The following is a 17,370-nucleotide window of genomic DNA, read 5'->3' as shown; positions in this document are numbered from 1 at the left end:
CGCCTACACTCGCGGCATGGCCGTGGCCCTGACCGCTATCACCGACCGCGTGCACATGGCGCAGACGCCGCTGGTCAATTGGACGGTCGTGACCGACGACGCAGGCGTGATGTTGATCGATGCCGGATTCCCCGGCAACCGCGATGACGTCCTGACGTCGTTGCGGGAACTCGGGTTCGGCCCGACGGACGTGACGGCGATCCTGCTCACCCACGCCCACGTCGATCACCTCGGTACCGCGATCTGGTTCGCCAACACCCATGGCACCCCGGTCTACTGCCACGCCGACGAGGTCGGCCACGCCAAGCGCGAATACCTGCAGCAGGCGTCGCCGGCCGATCTGGTGCTGCACGCCTGGCAGCCCCGCTGGGTGAAGTGGTCGCTGGACATCGCGCGCAAGGGCGCGCTGATTCACGACGGCATTCCCACCGCAGATGCGCTCACGCCTGCCGTCGCCGAGACACTGCCCGGTCGACCGCTGGCCGTTCCGACGCCCGGCCACACCGGCGGACATTGCTCCTACGTCGTCGACAACGTTCTGGTCAGTGGCGACGCTCTGGTGACCGGGCATCCATTGTCCCCGACCAAGGGTCCGCAGTTGCTGCACCGGGTGTTCAACCACGACGAGCCGGGGTGTGTGCGCAGTCTGTCTGCACTGGCGTTGCTGGACATCGACGTGCTGATTCCCGGGCACGGCGACGTGTGGATCGGACCTGTTCGCGACGCGGCGCGTCAGGCGACCCGCGTCTGATTCACCGAATCATCATGCGCCCGCTTGCGATTCGGTCAGCGGTCGCTCGTCAGCACCTTGACGAAGGCGATCGGATACTGCTCGGCGTCGCTGGGCAGCGGTTGATCGAGGCGGGTGTAGCCGGCGCTGTCGTACAACGCCTCGGCCTCAGGCTGCCGGTTGCCGGTGGTGAGGTAGATGCGGCGATACCCGCGCCGGGTGATCTCGGCCTCCAGTGCCGTGAGAAGCGCGGCGGCATGGCCTTGCCGCCGATGCCCGCTGTCGGTCCAGATCCGTTTGAGTTCGGCAGTGTCGTCGTCGAAGCGACAGAACGCTCCGCCCGTCACCGGCTGATCGCCGAGCAGCCCGATGAGCATGCCGCCGTCCGGCGGGTGGAACTGGTCGGCCGGATGGTCGCGCAGCCATCGCGCCACCGCCGCCTCGGGAGCCTCGTAGCGGGTGGCGTACTCAACGGCGAGCTCCGCCAGGAGCGGCGCGGCGAGCACGTCGTCCTCGTCGACAGGGACGAAGCGCAAACGGTTCACCCGACCATTCTCTGCGCGCGTCGAGTGTGCGATCCGGGCGGCCCGGCGCGGGGAACTCGGCCTGCCCGCACACTCGACATCGTCGATGCACCGTCGATTCCGCGACAACCTTTCGCCCAAAAGTTGACACCTGTAAAGTTTCGGCTCATGGACAACATCCGGGGCAAGACCATCGCGATCACCGGCGCCGCCCGAGGCATCGGTTTCGCGACCGCACGGGCCCTCTTGCAGCGCGGCGCGCGGGTGGTCATCGGCGACCGGGACGTGACGCTCGAGGAGTCGGCCGTCGCGCAGCTCAGCAAGCTCGGGCCGGTCTCGGGTTACCCGCTCGACGTCAGTGATCCCGAATCGTTCGCGACGTTCCTGGACAAGGCCCGCGCCGACGGTGGCGGGCACATCGACGTGCTGATCAACAACGCCGGGGTCATGCCGGTCGGGCCGTTCCTCGACCACTCCGATCAAGCGGTTCGCACCGCCGTCGAGGTCAACTTCTACGGCGTGCTGACCGGCTGCCGTCTGGTGCTGCCGGAGATGGTCCGGCGCCGCAGCGGTCACATCGTCAACATCGCCTCGATGGCCGGCATGCTCGCCGTGCCCGGCCAGGCTCTCTACGCCGGAACCAAATTCGCCGTGGTCGGGCTCTCTACCGGGCTGGCGGACGAGTACGCCCCCCAGGGCGTTCAGATCAGTTGCGTCATGCCGACATTCACCAATACCGAACTGATCTCAGGCACCCACACCACCGCGGCCACCAAGCCGGTGCAGCCCGAGGACATCGCTGCGGCCGTGGTCAAGGCCTTGGACAATCCGACAACGTCGATCTCCGTTCCGGGCTACTCGCGCTTCCTGGCCACCGCCGTGATGTTCCTGCCGCCGCGCGGCCGGCGTTGGTTGTCCAAGAAGATGGGCACCGATCGGGTGTTCCTCGACTTCGACACGACGGCCCGCGCCGCCTACGAGAAGCGGGCTCAGAGCGCCACCGGCGTGGTGGAGAACCCGCAGCAGAACTAGTGTCTCGACCCGGCGGTGAACTCGTCGACCAGTAGCCGAACCCGGTCTGCGTCGTACCCTGACCGCAGCCGTCCGGCGCGGCTGAGCGTGACCAATCCGTGCACCGCGGCCCAGAACACTTCGGTGAGCGTGTCCGCGTCCCGATCACCGGCGACCGCAACGACCGCCCGCCGCACCTCGCCGAACGCCGCCTCGAGCTCGGGCGGGGTCTCCTCCGCTGCGAATCGCAGGCCGGTCGCGCGGGTGAACATCGCGTCATAGACCGCTGGGTTGTCCCGGGCGAAGTCGAGATAGGCGCGGGCGACCCGGGCCAGTGAATCGCCGGCATCGTCGTCGGCGACGTGGCCGGCGCGGATCGCCTGCGCCAGCTCGCCGAAGCCCTCGACCGCGACCGCATCGGCGATCTGGTCCATCCCGGCGAAGTGCTTGTACAACACCGGCTGGCTGTATTCGATCTCCGTCGACAACCGGCGCGTGGTGACGGCATCCCAGCCCTCGGCCTCGGCGACGCTGCGCGCAGTGGTCACGATCAGCCGACGCCGGGCTGCTCGTTCACGCTCGCGTCGGTCATCGATGGCCATACCGAACGGTAGCACGGCTAGAAAAAGTAGCGTTGCTATTGCATACCTGGCCCCCAGGGGTTAGCGTTGCTAGCACTTCAAGTCGACAGGAGCTGTCCGATGGATCTGGATGTGATCACCCGAATCGCCGCGGCGCTCGCCGTGCTGGGTACCGCGGTCGTCTACGGCACCGACGTCTTCTGCGCGATCGTGCTGAGGCCGGCGCTGGTGGCCATCGACGACGACGCGTTGGTCATGGTCACCGGCCTGACCCACAAATACGGCGACCGTCGGATGCCGGTGCCCGGCGTGCTCGGTGTTCTCGCCGCCGCGGCATGCGCTGTGCTGGCAGCACTCAGCGGGCACGGGCCGCAGGCGAGTGCAGCGGGCATCGCAGTGCTTCTGCTACTGACCTGGCTCACGATCTACACCCGGGTGAGCGCACCGATCAACCGCCAGCTGACCGCGGCCGCGATCAGCGGTACACAGTTGCCGAACGGTCGTGTACTACAGGCGAACTGGGACCGCGTCATCAACGCTCGCGCGGCTCTGCAGGGTCTCGCGGTGACTGCGCTCTGCGTGGCATTGGCCATCTGACGATGCTTCAGCTCAGGATCTACACCCTGCGATCCGCAGAGGCTCTGCAGCAGTATGCGACCGTGCACTGGACGCGTCACCTGAAGACTTTCCCGACATTCGGGGTCAGCACCGACGGCGTATGGACGGAGCAGTCAGGCGGGACGCACCGACTGGTCGCGCTGATCCGCTTCCCGGCCGGCGCCGACACGGCCGAACTCACCCGCCACATCATGGCCAGTCCGGAATTCGCCGCCGACATGGCGGGTTTCGACACCACCCAGATCGTGGATGTCCAGACGATCCTGCTCAATCCACTTCACTGATACCCGAGAGGTTTTCATCATGATCACGACAATCGGCTACACGCTCTCGGGTCTCATCGCCGCGGGCATCATCGTCATCGGCGCGCGATTCGTCCTCGCCCCGCGCGTCGCTGCAGCCGGATACGGCGTGCCCGCCGATCCAGATCAAGGGGCCGTAGGCGCCTATCTGAGCGTCAAGGGCGTGCGCGACATCGCATCGGGGCTCGTCGTCATCGTCCTGCTCGTCGCCGGCGCCACCCACCTGCTGGGCTGGATGCTGGTGGCCGCCACGGTGATTCCCGTCGCCGACGCGGTCATCGTGCATCGCAGCGGCGGGCCCAAGTCCATCAGCCTGGGCATCCATGGCGCCACCGCCGCGGTCATGCTCGTCACCGCCGCGCTGCTGCTGCTGTCCTAGGTGTCGTCGAGGACCGGAACGGCATCGCCGGGCCGGTATGCCTCGATCGGATCGATCTGGGCGAGAAGGACTTCCGGCTCGACGGTGTAGAGCGCGCCCGCGTCTTCGCCGGTGCCGACAAGCACCGCCTTGACCGCCTCCGGGAAGTCGTCCTCGTCACCGGAGGCCGTGATCCAGATCCGCGTGACCGGCTCGTACCCCTCGTCTGCGACCGCGGCAGCCGACGGCTCGAAGAACCAGCTGATCAGAGTGTCGGTGGAGAATTCTGCGTCGAACGTCCAGCCGCGCGACGTCAGCCATTCGTCGAATGCCTCGACCGCTTGGGCCAATTCGACGTCTACGTCGTCGAGGGCGCCTTTGACGTCGCCGGGCAACCAGCGCTCGTCACGGCTTGCCTGCCGCTTCTTTCGGCGGGCCTTCTTGGCGTCGGATTTGCGCGACACCGCTAGCCCAGCGCGCGATCCAGGTCGGCGATCAGGTCCTCGGTGCCTTCCAGCCCGACCGAGATCCGCACCACCCCGTCACCGAGCCCGATCGAGGCACGGCCCTCCGGCCCCATCGCACGGTGCGTGGTGGTCGCCGGATGAGTGATCAGCGTCTTGGCGTCACCGAGGTTGTTCGAGATGTCGATGACCTGAAGCTTGTCGAGCACATCGAAAGCCCGGGCCTTGCCGCCGTCCAGTTCGAATGTCACCACCGTGCCGCCGCCGCGCATCTGCCGCTTCGCCAGGTCGAATTGCGGATGTGATTCCAGGAAGGGGTATTTCACCCAGTTGACGCCGGGTTGGGCTTCCAGGAACTCGGCGACGCGCTGCGCAGAGCGATTCGAGTAGTCCACCCGCACCGCCAACGTCTCCAGGCCCTTCAGCAGCACCCAGGCGTTGAACGCGGACAATGCAGGGCCGGTGTGGCGCATCAGTTTCTGCACCGGACCGTCGATGTACTCCTTGTCCCCGAGAATCGCACCGCCGAGCACCCGGCCCTGACCATCGATGTGCTTGGTGCCCGAATACACCACCACGTCCACGCCCAGCGGGATGCCCTGCTGCAGCAGCGGGGTGGCAAAAACGTTGTCCAGCACAACCTTTGCCCCGGCAGCGTGCGCCATCTCGGAAACCGCCGCGATGTCGACCAGCGACTGCATCGGGTTGGACGGGGTCTCGAAGAAGACGGCCTGCGTCGGCACCGACAGCGCCTCTTCCCACTGCGACAGGTCGTCGCCGTCGACGAAGACGGTTTCCACACCCCAGCGCGGCAGGATCTCGTTGCACACCACGAAGCAGGAGCCGAACAGGCTGCGCGCGGCCACCAACCGGTCGCCGGCACCAAGCAGCGCGCCCAGCGAGGTGAACACCGCGGCCATCCCCGATGCGGTGGCGAATGCCGCAGGCGCACCTTCGATAAGTCGCAGGCGTTCCTCGAACATCGAGATCGTCGGGTTGCCGTAGCGGGAGTAGACGTAGCGATCGATCTCGCCGGTGAACGCCTTCTCGGCTTCGGCGGCTGAGGAGTACACATACCCCGAGGTGAGGTACAGCCCCTCGGCGGTCTCCTCGAACTCCGAGCGCAGCAGACCGCCCCGAACCCCGATGGTCGCCTGGCTGACACCGTCGGGCAGCGGCGCGGGAATCCGGACCGACGGCACCGGATCTGTCGACTCGGTCATGACTGCTTCCAGGGCAGACCGAGAGCGCGCCAGCCGTTGCTGCCGCGGTGGCCGTCAGCATCCAGCTGGCCCTCGAACCCGTCAAGCATGTTGTAGGAGGGCGCGATTCCCGCGGCGGTCGCTGTCTCGGCTGCGGGGATGGAGCGATTCCCGGAGCGACAGATGAACACCACCGGGCGCTCGCCGGCCGTCACGCCGGCAGCGTTCAGTTCGGCGACGAAGTCCTCGTTGCGCTGACCGTTGCTGCGGTTCCATTCCACGAAGACCACGTTGCGGCCCAGGCTGGACAGATCGGGCACCCCGACCCACCGCCATTCGGCGTCGGTACGGCAGTCCACCAGCACCGCCTCGGGGTTCTCGCTGAGCAGCTTCCAGCTCTGCTCAGGGGTGATATCTCCTGCGTAACTCACCCGTCCGATCCTTCCACACGATTCTGGATGGCTCTCAGACCGGACCGGGCGAACAGACTGTCCACTCCCCATTTTCCCGGACGAAGGTCATCGGGGTCTTGAGCTTGGCGTCCGCCGCCTTCTCGAAGTGGTAGACGACGGTGGCGGTGGCCTTGTCACCGTCGATCTTCACGTCGGTGACATCGTCGACGTACCGGGCGCCGCGTGCGGCCTTCGACTTCTGTTGGACGCCAAGAACATCCGCCTCGGCACCCTGCTGCGCGGCGCAGGTGTACTTGCGAAAGTCCGGGTAGTTGTCCCGCTGCAGCGCGTCGTTCTGCCCGACCGCGGCGCGGCCGACCAGCACGTCCTCACTCATCGGCTTCTTGTCGTCGATCAGCCAGGCGATCCCCACCGCGGCGAGTATCAGCACCGCGACACCCAGCGCGATCAGAATCGGCATCGGGCTGGCGCCGTCGTCCTCGGGTTCGGTCACGGCTGCCACACGCGGTGCAGGGCGGTCGACACCTGGCGAACCCTATCGCGCGCGGCGGTGACATCGGATGCGGTGGCCAAGGCGACTCCCAGCCGCAGTCTCGCGGCACCCTCGTGCCGGCCAAGCAGGCGCACGTCGCTCTCCGGGACGGCCATGGCCTCGGCCAGCACCGCCGGGTTGATGTCAGTGCGGCCGGCGGTCTCCTCGGTACCGCCGTAGGTGACCTCGGCGGCGCCCGGCGAGATCATGATGGTGTCCACCGGCAGCCCCAGAACCGCTCGGGCATGCAACTCGAACTCCGACAACCGCTGGGTGCGCAGCGTGACCAGACCGCTGTCGTAGGGACGCACGCTGACATCGGAGAAATACACTTCGTCCCCGCGCACCAGCAGCTCCACCCCGAACACGCCGCGGCCGCCGAGCGCCCGCACGATCCGTGCGGCCACCGACTTCGCCGCCCCGAGCGCAGCCAGCGTCATCTGCTGGGGCTGCCAGGACTCCAGCACACCGCCGTCGACCTGGCGATGTCCGATCGGTTCGCAGAAGTGCAGGGCCGGGCCGGCCGGCCCGTCGGTCCGCACCGTGAGCAGGGTGACGGCGTAGTCGATCTCGACGACGGTCTCGGCCAGCACCCGGTTGTGCGGCACCCGGCCACCGGCCGCGACGGCCCGCTGCCACGCGGGCTCGACGTCGTCGGGGCGCAGCAGCACCGACTGGCCCTGACCCGGAACGCCGATCACGGGCTTGACCACCAGCGGGAAGCCGGCATGGTCGGCGACGGCGGTCAGCTCCGCGACCGACCCGGCGAACCAGAACGGAGCGGTCGGCAGGCCCAGTTCGTCGGCGGCCAGCCGGCGCATGCCCTCGCGGTCCAGGCTCAGCTGGGTGGCGTACACACCGGGCACCACCTGCGTGGCGCCACTGTCGGCGGCCGCGCGCAGCGCGTCGATGGCCACGGCATTGGTGTCTACGACGACGTACTCCGGTTCGACCCGGGCGATGGCGGCGGTCAGCTCGTCGGGATCGGTGATCTTCACGACCAGCGCGTCGTCGGCGACGTCGTGGGCCGGTGCGTCGGCGTAGCGGTCGACGGCGACCACCTCGGCTCCGAGTCGCTGGAACGCCAGCACCAACTCCCGACTCAGCTCACCCGACCCCACCAGCATCACCCGCATGCTGCCCAAGGATAGGTGGGTTCATCCCCGTGCAGGCCAGTGCCAGGACGGCTCGTCAAGTAGGCCCTGGCCGACGATCGTGGTCTGACCCTCCTGTTTGGTGAACTCGATCGCGTTCACGTCGTGCTGACGCCTGCGCAGTGCCTCGACCAACGCGGCGGAGTGGGTGACCACCACGATCTGCGATCGTTCCGAGGACCGCGCGATGAGCGCGGCCAGTGCGGGCAACAGGTCGGGGTGCAGGCTGGACTCCGGTTCGTTGAGCACGGTCAGCTCGGCCGGTCGCGGCGTGAGCAGCGCGGCAGCCCACAGCAGGTAGCGCAGCGTGCCGTCGGACAGCTCGGCCGCGGTGAGGGCACGCAGCATGCCGGGCTGGCGCAGCGTCACCTCGAATCGGCCTTCGGTGCGGATCTGCACCCTGCTGCCGGGAAACGCGTTGTCCACGGCCTCGCCCAGAGCGCCGGCGTCACCGATCTCGGCGATGGTCTGCAAGGCCGCGGCAAGGTCTGCCCCGTCATGACTCAAAACCATTGTGCGGGTACCGATCTGCGGCTGGCGGGCAGGCGCGTCGGTGTCGGTGCGGACGTGGTCGTAGAACCGCCACGACCGAACCCGCTCGCGCAACGCCAGCAGTTCGGGCGCCGCCTGCGGGTCGGCGACTTCACTGAGCATGCTGTCGAACGGCCGCAGCGTGGCCGCGGGGTGCCAGGTGTCGTCGCCATCGCGGAGCAGAACGGTGCGCACCGACCGCTGCGCCAGCAGTGCCGAGGGCCGCAGCGTCGCACCGGCCCACACGACTTCCGACTTGATCTCGGGGTCCAGGTTGAACGCTGTTTCGGTCTCCTGGGGCAGGCCGAAGTCCACGGCGTAACCGAAGTCCTCACCGGCGAAGCCGAGCTTCAGGCTCACCGGGCCCGTCTTGCCGGGACCGGCCCACATCGTCGAGCTCAGCCCGCCTTCCCTGGCCAGCGCACTGACCGCGCCGTTGCGTGCGGAGTCGGCCAGCAACCGCAGCGCGCGGTACAGGCTGGACTTCCCGGCGCCATTCGCACCGGTGACGACATTGAGCCCGCGCAGCGGCAGGATCAGCCGGCGCAGCGACCGGTAGTTCTCCACGGCGACGGTGTCGAGCACGCCCCCACCTAACCAGGCGGGGACGACAGTTTCAGACCGCGATCGCGACGGGCGTCGGCACGGTGGCGGTCGGTGGCGCCGGCGGCAACGGCTGAACACCGGGCACCGGCGTGTACGGCCACAGGTCGGGCGGGATGATCTGGTTGCCGGTCACCCCGGTCAACCGCGCGATGATCTGCGCCGGAATGTTGACCAGCTGGTAGAGCACCGCACCGACGAATTGGATCGGCAGCGTAAGCGGTCCGGTCATGTCCGCGGTGAGTCCGTTGAAGAGCGAGTACACGAAATAGGGAACGAATCCGGCGACAGTCCGCAGGTCCAGGGCGATGTTGGTGGCCACATCGGGATAGCCGTACATCGCGATCGCATCTGTCAGCGCTTGGTTGATCCCGTCGAAGCCGGGGACCAGCGGCGTGTAATCACTTTTGGCAAGGTCCATCAAAGGCGAACCGGCCGAATACGACGGCGGCGTCAGCCCGAACAGCGCGTCCACCGTGGGGGTGATGTCGATGTTGGAATAGGTGTTGTTGATCGCCCCCGCGGTGAAGCCGGTGCCGTTTGCGATCACGAACGTGGTTGTTTCCCAAGGTGTTTGGAATCCGTGCGCGCGCATGTCGGAGCCGAGCCGAATTGTCGGCCACGGCACCTGGCCGTGGTCGGTGGTCACCAGCACGGTCCACTTTTCGTCAGGGTGCGCGGAGTTCCAGGCGTTGACCGCTTGCATGATGTCGCCGACGTTGTCGTCGACGTTCTTCAGCGCATCCTTGTACTGCTGCGACCCGGCGTCGTACTCATGCCCGGTGTTGTCGACTCCGACGAAGTACGTGAAGTTGAAGCTCGAAACGCCCGCGGTGGTGCCGTTGATAGCGTCGACGGACGCCTGGCCCACCAGGTCGTCGGTGTCCAGCCAGCTGTTGTTGTACTTAGGGAAGAACTTGATCACGTCGGCGGGAATCGAACCGGCCCCGGCGATCTGGGCAATGTTCTCCCAGTCAGCGATCGCCGTGGTCTGGATGGTGGGGTCGGCGGCCTCGAGCTGATTGAAGACCGTCGGCCACTTGTCGTACGTCCAGGGCGTGAAGACATTGTTGAACAGGCCCGCCTTCTCACTCCACACGCCGGTCAAGATGCTGGTCCACGACGGGTTGGAAATCGTGGTGTGCCCGACCATCGTCGACGCTGCGGTGGTGCCGGTGGTCATCAGGGCCTGCAGGTTGACGTTGTCGGGGTTGGACAGGATGGCGCTGAGATTCGTTCCATCGATCCCGATCACCAGCACGTGTGTCGGTGTACCGGTGGGCGGCGTGCTGACCGATCCGCCGTTGCTCGCCGCGGCCGCGGATGCGGTAGCCGTCATCACCAGGCCGCGACGGCTACGGCCGACCGCGGGCGACACCGTCGACGACGCCCCGCCGCCCCCGGAGACCACCGGCGTGATGCCCAGCGTGGACAGGGCCACCGAAAGAGCCTCTGCCGCTGGGCTTGCCGACTTGCGTACCCCCGCTGCGGGGTTACGGACCGCGGACGACTTCACAGGTTGACTCACCGCGCCCGCCGTGGCGGAACGATTGCGGGCCTTCGGCCCCGCACTAGGCGTGCTTGCCTTCGACGAACCGGCCGACGGGCCGGCGGAGGAATCGGGGGAATCGGCGTGGGCGATCGCGGTCGCGACCGTCGAGCCCAGACCGAAGATGCCTGCCGCCGCGACGCCGACGCAGAGTTGTTTGGTTCGCTTCACGCGCAATCACCCGATTCCCCAAGACCCGTTAGACGCCAGTAGCTTTGCCTACTTCACCATGGCTCGCAGCAAAGTCGGGAAAAATGACGCGGCCGCCGCGTGGACCGGTTATGAATTCAGATCGGCGCGAAAATCCGTCATCGCAGCCAGTACCGCGGTGAACACCCGGTGGGCCGCCTCGAGATCAGAGTCGGGTATCTCGTCCAGGGCGCGGTGGGTGTGGGTGGCCAGCGGCGTGAAGAACGCCCGGCCCACCTCGATGCCGTGGTCGGCGTAGCGCAGCAGCACCTTGCGCCGGTCGGCGGGGTCGGAGTCGCGCCGCAGGTGCCCGGACTCGATCATCCGCTCGACCAGGTAGGTGATCGCCGCACCCGAGAGTCCCATCCGGGTGCGCAACTCCCCCGCAGTCAGCGGCGTGCCGGCGTTCTCGGCGACCATCACGTGCACCAGTGCGCGGAAATCGTTGGCGGACAACCGGTGGATCCCGGCGAATGCCCGGCCGATCTGATCCGATTCGGCGGACAGCGCCTGCACGTCGGCGACCACGGCGGCCTCCAGGGCGGGCCGACCGGATGGTTCCATGTCACCAGGGTATCTGTTAAGGAGATGAAATGTTAAGAAAATGAAGCTATGTTGGGGTCATGCACCGAGGACTCGAGGGCCGGCGACCCGCCTGGGACCGCGTCGGCGAGCTTGTCAGCAAGCGACTTTCCTGGCTGTTGGCGCTGATCATCGCGGTGATCGGCGGCGGACTGATGGGCGCCATCGGGCAGGGCTCGTCGGCCGATCAGTCACCGGTCGCACTTCCTCCCAGCGCGGAATCTGCCAAGGCCGCTGCCTTACTCAAGGAGTTCCCCGGAGGTGGGGCGGCGCCGGTGATCCTCGTCGTCACTCGCACCGACGGCGGGGCGCTGAGCACGGCCGACCTGGCCGCTGCCGACGCGGCCCGCGGGCGGATGATCGCCGCAACCGGCACGGGCGGTCCCCCGATTCCGGTCACCGCATCCGAGGACGGCAAGGCCGCCCTCGCGCCGGTGCCGATTGACTCCACGCTGTCCGGCTTCGCGCTCAACGACGAAGTCAAATCGCTGCGAGAGGCGGCCAAGTCCGGGCTGCCCGGCGACCTGACAACCAACGTCACCGGCGGCCCCGCATTCGGCGCCGACATCGCGAATGCGTTCTCCGGCGCGAACATCACCCTGCTGGCGGTCACCGGCGCAGTGGTCGCGCTGCTGCTGATCATCACCTACCGATCGCCCGTGCTGTGGCTGGTGCCTCTTCTCGTCATCGCGTTCGCCGACCGGGTGGCCGCGGTGCTGGGTTCGGCGATCGCCGAAAGCACCGGGATGACCGCCGACGGCTCGACCTCGGGCATCACCAGCGTGCTGGTGTTCGGTGCCGGGACGAACTACGCGCTGCTGTTGATCTCGCGCTATCGGGAGGAATTGCGTTCGACAGAAGATCATCGGGCGGCGTTGCGCACCGCGGTCCGATTCGCCGGGCCCGCGATCGCGGCCAGCAATGCCACGGTGGTGCTGGCCCTGCTGACCCTGTTGTTCGCCTCGTCACCGAGCACGCGCAGCCTCGGAGTGCAGGCCGCCTCCGGGCTCGTGGTCGCAGCCGTGTTCGTGCTGCTGATGCTGCCGCCGCTGCTGGCACTGTGCGGCCCGAAGCTGTTCTGGCCGTTCATCCCTCGCATCGGCGGCGAACAGGTCACCGCCACCGGCGCCTGGCATCGGGTCGCCGACTGGGTGTCCAACCATGCCGGTCGGGTCACCGTCGCCTCCACGGCGGTGCTGATCGTGCTGGCGACCGGCTTGCTGGCGACCCCGGTGGGACTCAACCAGATCGACCAGTTCCGGGTCAGCGCCGACTCGGTGGCCGGATATCGGACGCTGTCGGCGCACTTCCCCAGCGGTTTGACCGACCCGACGCGGGTCATCGGTCGTAGCGACGCGGGTGGCGCGGTGGAGCAGGCCATCCGGAGCACACCGGGGGTCATCTCGGTCAACCCGGCCGGCAGCTCAGCCAGCGGCCTCAGTCAATGGCAAGTTGTGCTCGCGGCCGAGCCCGCCTCCGACGCGTCATTCGATACCATTGCCGCTCTTCGTAATTCAGTCCACCAAGCCGACCCAGGCGCGCTGGTGGGTGGATCGGATGCGCAGGCACTGGACGCCAAGAACGCGGCGGTCCACGACCGGTGGGTGGTGATCCCGGCGATCCTGATCGTCGTTCTCGCGGTGCTGTACATCCTGCTGCGGGCGGCACTGGCGCCGCTGATCCTGGTCGCCGCCACCGTGCTGTCCACCATGGCCGCGCTCGGTCTCGGCGGCTGGGTCAGCGTGCACCTGCTCGGCTTTCCCGCGCTGGACAACACCACCCCCCTTTTCGCGTTCCTGTTCCTGGTCGCCCTCGGAGTGGACTACACGATCTTCCTGGTCACCCGTGCCCGCGAGGAGACCCCGCAGCACGGCACCCGCGGTGGGATCGTGCGGGCGGTCTCGGCGACGGGCGCGGTCATCACCAGCGCCGGGATCGTGCTGGCGGCGGTGTTCACCGTGCTGGGCGTGCTGCCGCTGATCGTGCTCACCCAGCTGGGGATCATCGTCGGCCTTGGCATCCTGCTGGACACTTTCGCGGTTCGTACCGTGGTGATCCCCGCGCTGTTCACCCTGATCGGCCCGGCGATCTGGTGGCCGGCGTTCTCCCGCGCAGAGATCGAACCCGCCGAACGCGCGTAACGTCGTGGGATGACATCTGCGGCCGCACTGCCACCACTGCATATGCGGCGCAACGGGTTCGATCCCGCCCCGGAACTGCGCGACATCCGTGACGGCAGCGGAGTGGTCACCGCCGTCAACGCGTTCGGCATGCAGGTATACCTGATCACGCGCTACGGCGACGTCCGGGCAGTGCTGTCCGATCACGAGCACTTCGCCAACGGACGGCCACCGGGCTTCGTGCTGCCCGGCGCACCGCAGCTGCCCGAGGAGGAGCAGGCCAACGCCCGCGCCGGCAACCTGCTCGCCCTCGACCCACCCCAGCACACCCGGCTACGCCGGATGCTGACCGGCGAGTTCACCGTGCGCAGGATGAAAGCGCTCGAACCGCGCATCGTCGAGATCGTCGAATCGCGACTGGATGTGCTCGAGACTGCCGGTGCGCCAGCTGATCTGGTGTCCGAGTTCGCGCTGCCGATCCCGTCGCTGGTGATCTGCGAGCTGCTCGGCGTGCCCTATGGCGACCGGGACGATTTCCAGCGGCGCAGCGCCCGTCAGCTCGACTTGTCGCTTCCGATCCCTGAACGCCTGGAGCTGGCGCGCCAAGGTCGCGAGTACATGGGCACGCTGGTGGCCGCGGCCCGGCGCACGCCTGGAAACGACATGCTCGGCATGCTGGTGCGCGACCACGGCACGGAGCTCAGCGACAACGAGCTGGTCGGCATCGCCGGTCTGCTGCTGCTCGCCGGGCACGAAACCACGTCGAACATGCTGGGACTGGGCACCCTGGCGCTGTTGCGTCACCCCGATCAGCTCGCGGCGGTCCGTGACGACCCGGACGCGGTCGCCCCCGCCATCGAGGAGCTACTGCGCTGGCTGTCGATCGTGCACAGCAGCATTCCCCGCCTGGCCACCACCGACACCGAGGTCGCCGGTGTCGCTATCCCGGCCGGCAGCCTGGTGCTGGCATCATTGGCGTCCGGCAACCGGGACGCGGCCTTCGTCGACGATCCCGACGTACTGGACATCAGACGAGACATCGTGAGCCACTTGGCATTCGGTCACGGGGTGCACCACTGCCTCGGCGCGCCGCTGGCCCAGATGGAGATGCGCATCGCGTTCCCGGCGCTGCTGCGCCGCTTCCCGGCACTGACATGCGCCGAGCCGTTCGACGACATCGAATTCAAGCCGTTCCACTTCATCTACGGATTGCGGTCCCTGCCGGTCGCCTGGTGATCCTCGAACACGCCCGCCCGGGCGAGCAGTAGAACACTCACCACCAGCACCCAGATCGGGAAGCTCAGCGTGAGCCACATGCTGACGTCACTGGCGATCAACAGCGCCACCGCGAGCAGATAGCTGACATACACCAGCCAGCGCGGCATCAGGTGGGTGCGCAACCAGATCGTGGCCAGCGAGATCATGAACACCGCAGCCATTCGCAGCGCATAGGTCTTCGACAGGGTCAGCACCACCATCTGCCCGAACAGCGCCACCTCGCTGTTGCCGAGCAGTTCGTGGCCCAGCGCGCTGTTGCCTGCGGCCAGACCCGCCCCGATGGCGCTCGTCACGAACATCATGGCCAGGAACAGCAGCCCGCTGCCGAGGAATACCGTGGCGAAGAACCGGTCTTCCAGCCTGCCGAGGCCGTCGCGCACCACGCCGATGAACCACAGGAAACTGATCCCCGCAAACGGCATCAGAACCGCCGCGATCTTCATCTTGCCGCCGGCGGCGTCCAGCCACTGCGATCCGGGCTGCGCCCCCTCGGGCAGCGACGAGCGGATCAGGATCAAGTTGGCGCCGAACAACAACGCGAACGCGACCCCGGCAGCCGCGGCGGCCCGCGGCGTGGTCAGGCTTTTCAGGGTTGACGAGCGCTTGATGTCAATATTGGAGCCAGCCACACGATTATCGTGACAGACCTCAGGGCTGCCCGGGCAGCAGACGCACCATCAATCCGTGCGCTTCCGCGCAGAGTGTGCCATCCGGATCTCTCATCTCGGCGTTGACGAAGGCCTTGCGACCCTCGGCTTCGCGGAGCCAGCCGCGCACCGTGAGCTCCGTGTCGATCGGGGTGACACTGCGGTAGTCGACGTGCAGGAACGCGGTGCGGCTGATCGGGCGGCCCGTGGCGTGGATGACCATCCCGAACACCGAGTCGAACGTCAACGGCAGCACGCCGCCGTGCACGGCGTAGTTGCCCCCGACGTGAAACCGGCTGAACCGAACCGTCAATTCGACGGCATCGGAATCGAATTGGGTGACCCGATACGGTGGCATCAGCAGGCTGCCCGCACCCGGAAGGCTCGGCACCCGGTTGGCAGGCCCGACCCCTTCTGCGGCTTCGAACGGCCCGAGTAGGGCGACCAGTTGATCGGCGAGATCGGCAGCCGCGCTCCAGGTGTCCGGATCCGGGTCGGCCGAGACCGCCAGGTCCTGCGCCCGTCGCATCGCGGTCAAGAACCGGCCGAAACCTTCACCAGGCCGGGCGACTTCGAACTTCGGGAAGCCGCCGTGCTTGTAGTAGTCGGGGTCGAGTTCGTATTCGTCTCGATCGGTCATCGGGGGGCCAGCACGTCGCGGCGCACGATCGTCTGGTCCCGTCCCGGCCCGACCCCGATGCACGAAACATGAGCCCCGGCAAGCTCTTCCAGCCGCAGAACGTAGTCCCGCGCCTTGGCGGGCAGATCGTCGAATTCGCGGGCGCCGGAGATGTCCTCCCACCAGCCTGGCAGCTCCTCGTAGACCGGTTCGGCGCGGGCGATGTCACTCTGGGTCATCGGCATCTCGTCCGTGCGCTTGCCGTCCACCGTGTAGCCCACGCAGATCGGCACCGTCTCCAGGCTGGACAGCACGTCGAGCTTGGTCAGGAAGTAGTCGGTGATGCCGTTGACCCGGGTCGCGTAGCGGGCGATCACCGCGTCGAACCAGCCGCAGCGGCGCGCCCGGCCCGTGGTAACGCCGACCTCGCCGCCGGTCTTGGACAGATACGCGCCGTTCTCGTCGAACAGCTCGGTGGGGAACGGCCCCGATCCGACCCGGGTGGTGTAGGCCTTCAGGATCCCGAGCACGGTGGTGATCCGGGTGGGGCCGATGCCGGAGCCGACCGCGGCGCCGCCGGCGGTGGGGTTCGACGACGTGACGTACGGGTAGGTGCCGTGGTCGACGTCGAGCAGCGTGCCCTGAGATCCCTCCAAGAGCACCGTCTCGCCGGCCTCCAGCGCGGTGTTGAGTTGCAGGCGGGTGTCGGCGATCCGGTGCTTGAAGCCGTCGGCCTGGGCGAGCAGCGTCTCGAGCACCTCGTCGGCGTCGAGCGCCTTGCGGTTGTAGATCTTGACCAGCACCTGGTTCTTGAGCTCGAGGGAGGCCTCGATCTTGGCAGCCAGCAGGTCGCGGTCCAGGACGTCGGCGACGCGGATGCCCATCCGGGCGATCTTGTCCTGGTAGCAAGGCCCGATGCCACGGCCGGTGGTGCCGATCTTCTTGCTGCCCATGTAGCGCTCGGTGACCTTGTCGATCGCCACGTGATACGGCATCAACAGGTGCGCGTCCGCCGAGATCAGCAGGCCCGAGGTGTCGACGCCGCGATCCTCCAGCCCGGCGAGCTCACCCAGCAGCACGCCCGGGTCGACAACGACACCGTTGCCGATGACGTTGGTGACGCCGGGGGTGAGGATGCCCGAGGGGATGAGGTGCAGCGCGAAGTTTTCGCCTGTCGGCAGTACGACGGTGTGGCCGGCGTTGTTACCGCCTTGGTAGCGCACCACCCACTGCACGCGTCCACCGAGCAGATCGGTGGCTTTTCCTTTGCCCTCGTCACCCCACTGGGCGCCGATGAGGACGATTGCCGGCATGGTATTTCTCCTGCTTATTGTGGTGCAGCCGGTGACCTACCCTATCGGAG

General features: G+C 67.5%; 20 protein-coding genes. 7 read left to right on the top strand and 13 right to left on the bottom strand.

Features of this window, described 5'->3' with window-relative positions:
* Nucleotides 1-16: 16 nt before the first annotated feature.
* Entirely contained in the window at nt 17-751 is a 735-nt protein-coding gene (locus Y900_RS15555; protein ID WP_036346883.1) for an MBL fold metallo-hydrolase, read from the top strand.
* A 35-nt stretch (nt 752-786) separates the two neighbouring features.
* Here Y900_RS15555 and Y900_RS15550 read toward each other — a convergent pair whose 3' ends face one another.
* Nucleotides 787-1,275, bottom strand: coding sequence for a GNAT family N-acetyltransferase (locus Y900_RS15550; RefSeq protein WP_036343041.1), 489 nt, complete (start codon nt 1,273-1,275; stop codon nt 787-789).
* Between the two features lie 147 nt (nt 1,276-1,422).
* Here Y900_RS15550 and Y900_RS15545 point away from each other — a divergent pair, with 147 nt between their 5' ends.
* The gene (locus tag Y900_RS15545) at nt 1,423-2,286 is read left to right on the top strand and encodes an SDR family oxidoreductase (protein ID WP_036343039.1); all 864 of its coding nucleotides are present in this window, start codon (nt 1,423-1,425) and stop codon (nt 2,284-2,286) included.
* On the opposite strand, the gene Y900_RS15540 is transcribed toward Y900_RS15545, so the two are convergent.
* Entirely contained in the window at nt 2,283-2,867 is a 585-nt protein-coding gene (locus tag Y900_RS15540; protein ID WP_036343038.1) for a TetR-like C-terminal domain-containing protein, read from the bottom strand. The genes Y900_RS15545 and Y900_RS15540 overlap by 4 nt on opposite strands.
* Before the next feature lie 99 nt (nt 2,868-2,966).
* Here Y900_RS15540 and Y900_RS15535 point away from each other — a divergent pair, with 99 nt between their 5' ends.
* The 3 genes from Y900_RS15535 to Y900_RS15525 are packed head-to-tail and all read left to right on the top strand — an operon-like array spanning nt 2,967 to nt 4,145.
* Nucleotides 2,967-3,443 carry a DUF1772 domain-containing protein gene (locus Y900_RS15535; RefSeq protein ID WP_036343036.1) on the top strand — a complete coding sequence of 159 codons (477 nt, stop codon included), beginning with the start codon at nt 2,967-2,969 and terminating at the stop codon, nt 3,441-3,443.
* Between the two features lie 2 nt (nt 3,444-3,445).
* A complete protein-coding gene (locus Y900_RS15530; RefSeq protein ID WP_036343034.1) occupies nt 3,446-3,748 on the top strand; it encodes an NIPSNAP family protein in 303 nt (100 codons plus the stop codon).
* Between the two features lie 19 nt (nt 3,749-3,767).
* Complete coding sequence (locus tag Y900_RS15525) at nt 3,768-4,145, top strand: DUF4267 domain-containing protein (protein WP_081845116.1); 378 nt, start codon at nt 3,768-3,770, stop codon at nt 4,143-4,145.
* Here Y900_RS15525 and Y900_RS15520 read toward each other — a convergent pair.
* The 8 genes from Y900_RS15520 to Y900_RS15485 form a co-directional block, all read right to left on the bottom strand.
* Entirely contained in the window at nt 4,142-4,588 is a 447-nt protein-coding gene (locus Y900_RS15520) for a hypothetical protein (RefSeq protein ID WP_036343032.1), read from the bottom strand. The genes Y900_RS15525 and Y900_RS15520 overlap by 4 nt on opposite strands.
* A 2-nt stretch (nt 4,589-4,590) precedes the next feature.
* A complete protein-coding gene (locus Y900_RS15515; protein ID WP_036343030.1) occupies nt 4,591-5,811 on the bottom strand; it encodes an O-succinylhomoserine sulfhydrylase in 1,221 nt (406 codons plus the stop codon).
* The gene (locus Y900_RS15510) at nt 5,808-6,221 is read right to left on the bottom strand and encodes a rhodanese-like domain-containing protein (protein WP_036343025.1); all 414 of its coding nucleotides are present in this window, start codon (nt 6,219-6,221) and stop codon (nt 5,808-5,810) included. Before Y900_RS15510 ends, Y900_RS15515 begins: the two co-directional genes overlap by 4 nt.
* Nucleotides 6,222-6,255: 34 nt before the next feature.
* Entirely contained in the window at nt 6,256-6,696 is a 441-nt protein-coding gene (locus Y900_RS15505) for an Rv0361 family membrane protein (protein ID WP_109751221.1), read from the bottom strand.
* Nucleotides 6,693-7,871: a formate-dependent phosphoribosylglycinamide formyltransferase gene (gene purT / locus Y900_RS15500; protein ID WP_036343023.1), complete on the bottom strand. Its 1,179-nt coding sequence runs from the start codon at nt 7,869-7,871 to the stop codon at nt 6,693-6,695. Before purT ends, Y900_RS15505 begins: the two co-directional genes overlap by 4 nt.
* 21 nt (nt 7,872-7,892) lie before the next feature.
* Nucleotides 7,893-9,005, bottom strand: a complete 1,113-nt coding sequence (locus Y900_RS15495) for an AAA family ATPase (RefSeq protein WP_036343022.1) — start codon at nt 9,003-9,005, stop codon at nt 7,893-7,895.
* Nucleotides 9,006-9,036: 31 nt separating this feature from the next.
* Nucleotides 9,037-10,743 carry an alkaline phosphatase family protein gene (locus Y900_RS15490; RefSeq protein ID WP_051660083.1) on the bottom strand — a complete coding sequence of 569 codons (1,707 nt, stop codon included), beginning with the start codon at nt 10,741-10,743 and terminating at the stop codon, nt 9,037-9,039.
* A gap of 108 nt (nt 10,744-10,851) precedes the next feature.
* Nucleotides 10,852-11,325 (bottom strand): MarR family winged helix-turn-helix transcriptional regulator, encoded by a 474-nt coding sequence (locus tag Y900_RS15485; protein WP_036343020.1) that lies wholly within the window; start codon nt 11,323-11,325, stop codon nt 10,852-10,854.
* Between the two features lie 59 nt (nt 11,326-11,384).
* On the opposite strand from Y900_RS15485, the gene Y900_RS15480 reads away from it, so the two are divergent.
* Entirely contained in the window at nt 11,385-13,484 is a 2,100-nt protein-coding gene (locus tag Y900_RS15480) for an MMPL family transporter (RefSeq protein ID WP_081845115.1), read from the top strand.
* A gap of 9 nt (nt 13,485-13,493) precedes the next feature.
* Nucleotides 13,494-14,699, top strand: a complete 1,206-nt coding sequence (locus tag Y900_RS15475; RefSeq protein WP_036343019.1) for a cytochrome P450 — start codon at nt 13,494-13,496, stop codon at nt 14,697-14,699.
* Here Y900_RS15475 and Y900_RS15470 read toward each other — a convergent pair.
* Genes Y900_RS15470 through Y900_RS15460 form a run of 3 tightly spaced genes read right to left on the bottom strand, consistent with a single transcriptional unit; the run spans nt 14,666 to nt 17,320 of the window.
* Nucleotides 14,666-15,370: a hypothetical protein gene (locus Y900_RS15470; RefSeq protein ID WP_237752570.1), complete on the bottom strand. Its 705-nt coding sequence runs from the start codon at nt 15,368-15,370 to the stop codon at nt 14,666-14,668. The two genes, Y900_RS15475 and Y900_RS15470, sit on opposite strands and share 34 nt — an antisense overlap.
* 19 nt (nt 15,371-15,389) lie before the next feature.
* Entirely contained in the window at nt 15,390-16,028 is a 639-nt protein-coding gene (locus tag Y900_RS15465) for a PaaI family thioesterase (protein ID WP_036343017.1), read from the bottom strand.
* A complete protein-coding gene (locus Y900_RS15460; protein ID WP_036343015.1) occupies nt 16,025-17,320 on the bottom strand; it encodes an adenylosuccinate synthase in 1,296 nt (431 codons plus the stop codon). Before Y900_RS15460 ends, Y900_RS15465 begins: the two co-directional genes overlap by 4 nt.
* Nucleotides 17,321-17,370 lie beyond the last annotated feature (50 nt).

It is taken from the genome of Mycolicibacterium aromaticivorans JS19b1 = JCM 16368, assembly GCF_000559085.1.
GTDB classification, from domain to species: Bacteria; Actinomycetota; Actinomycetes; order Mycobacteriales; family Mycobacteriaceae; genus Mycobacterium; species Mycobacterium aromaticivorans.
Note: the sequence above shows the minus strand (reverse complement) of the source record. Positions and strands in the feature narration are given on the sequence as shown.

Excerpts from the sequence above, each read along its gene's own strand:
- Y900_RS15540 (WP_036343038.1), bottom strand. The coding sequence starts at position 2,867 with ATGGCCATCGATGACCGACGCGAGCGTGAACGAGCAGCCCGGCGTCGG.
- Y900_RS15535 (WP_036343036.1), top strand. The coding sequence starts at position 2,967 with ATGGATCTGGATGTGATCACCCGAATCGCCGCGGCGCTCGCCGTGCTG.
- Y900_RS15525 (WP_081845116.1), top strand. The coding sequence starts at position 3,768 with ATGATCACGACAATCGGCTACACGCTCTCGGGTCTCATCGCCGCGGGC.
- Y900_RS15465 (WP_036343017.1), bottom strand. The coding sequence starts at position 16,028 with ATGACCGATCGAGACGAATACGAACTCGACCCCGACTACTACAAGCAC.
- Y900_RS15530 (WP_036343034.1), top strand. The coding sequence starts at position 3,446 with ATGCTTCAGCTCAGGATCTACACCCTGCGATCCGCAGAGGCTCTGCAG.
- Y900_RS15460 (WP_036343015.1), bottom strand. The coding sequence starts at position 17,320 with ATGCCGGCAATCGTCCTCATCGGCGCCCAGTGGGGTGACGAGGGCAAA.
- Y900_RS15485 (WP_036343020.1), bottom strand. The coding sequence starts at position 11,325 with ATGGAACCATCCGGTCGGCCCGCCCTGGAGGCCGCCGTGGTCGCCGAC.
- purT (WP_036343023.1), bottom strand. The coding sequence starts at position 7,871 with ATGCGGGTGATGCTGGTGGGGTCGGGTGAGCTGAGTCGGGAGTTGGTG.
- Y900_RS15555 (WP_036346883.1), top strand. The coding sequence starts at position 17 with ATGGCCGTGGCCCTGACCGCTATCACCGACCGCGTGCACATGGCGCAG.
- Y900_RS15480 (WP_081845115.1), top strand. The coding sequence starts at position 11,385 with ATGCACCGAGGACTCGAGGGCCGGCGACCCGCCTGGGACCGCGTCGGC.
- Y900_RS15515 (WP_036343030.1), bottom strand. The coding sequence starts at position 5,811 with ATGACCGAGTCGACAGATCCGGTGCCGTCGGTCCGGATTCCCGCGCCG.
- Y900_RS15545 (WP_036343039.1), top strand. The coding sequence starts at position 1,423 with ATGGACAACATCCGGGGCAAGACCATCGCGATCACCGGCGCCGCCCGA.
- Y900_RS15475 (WP_036343019.1), top strand. The coding sequence starts at position 13,494 with ATGACATCTGCGGCCGCACTGCCACCACTGCATATGCGGCGCAACGGG.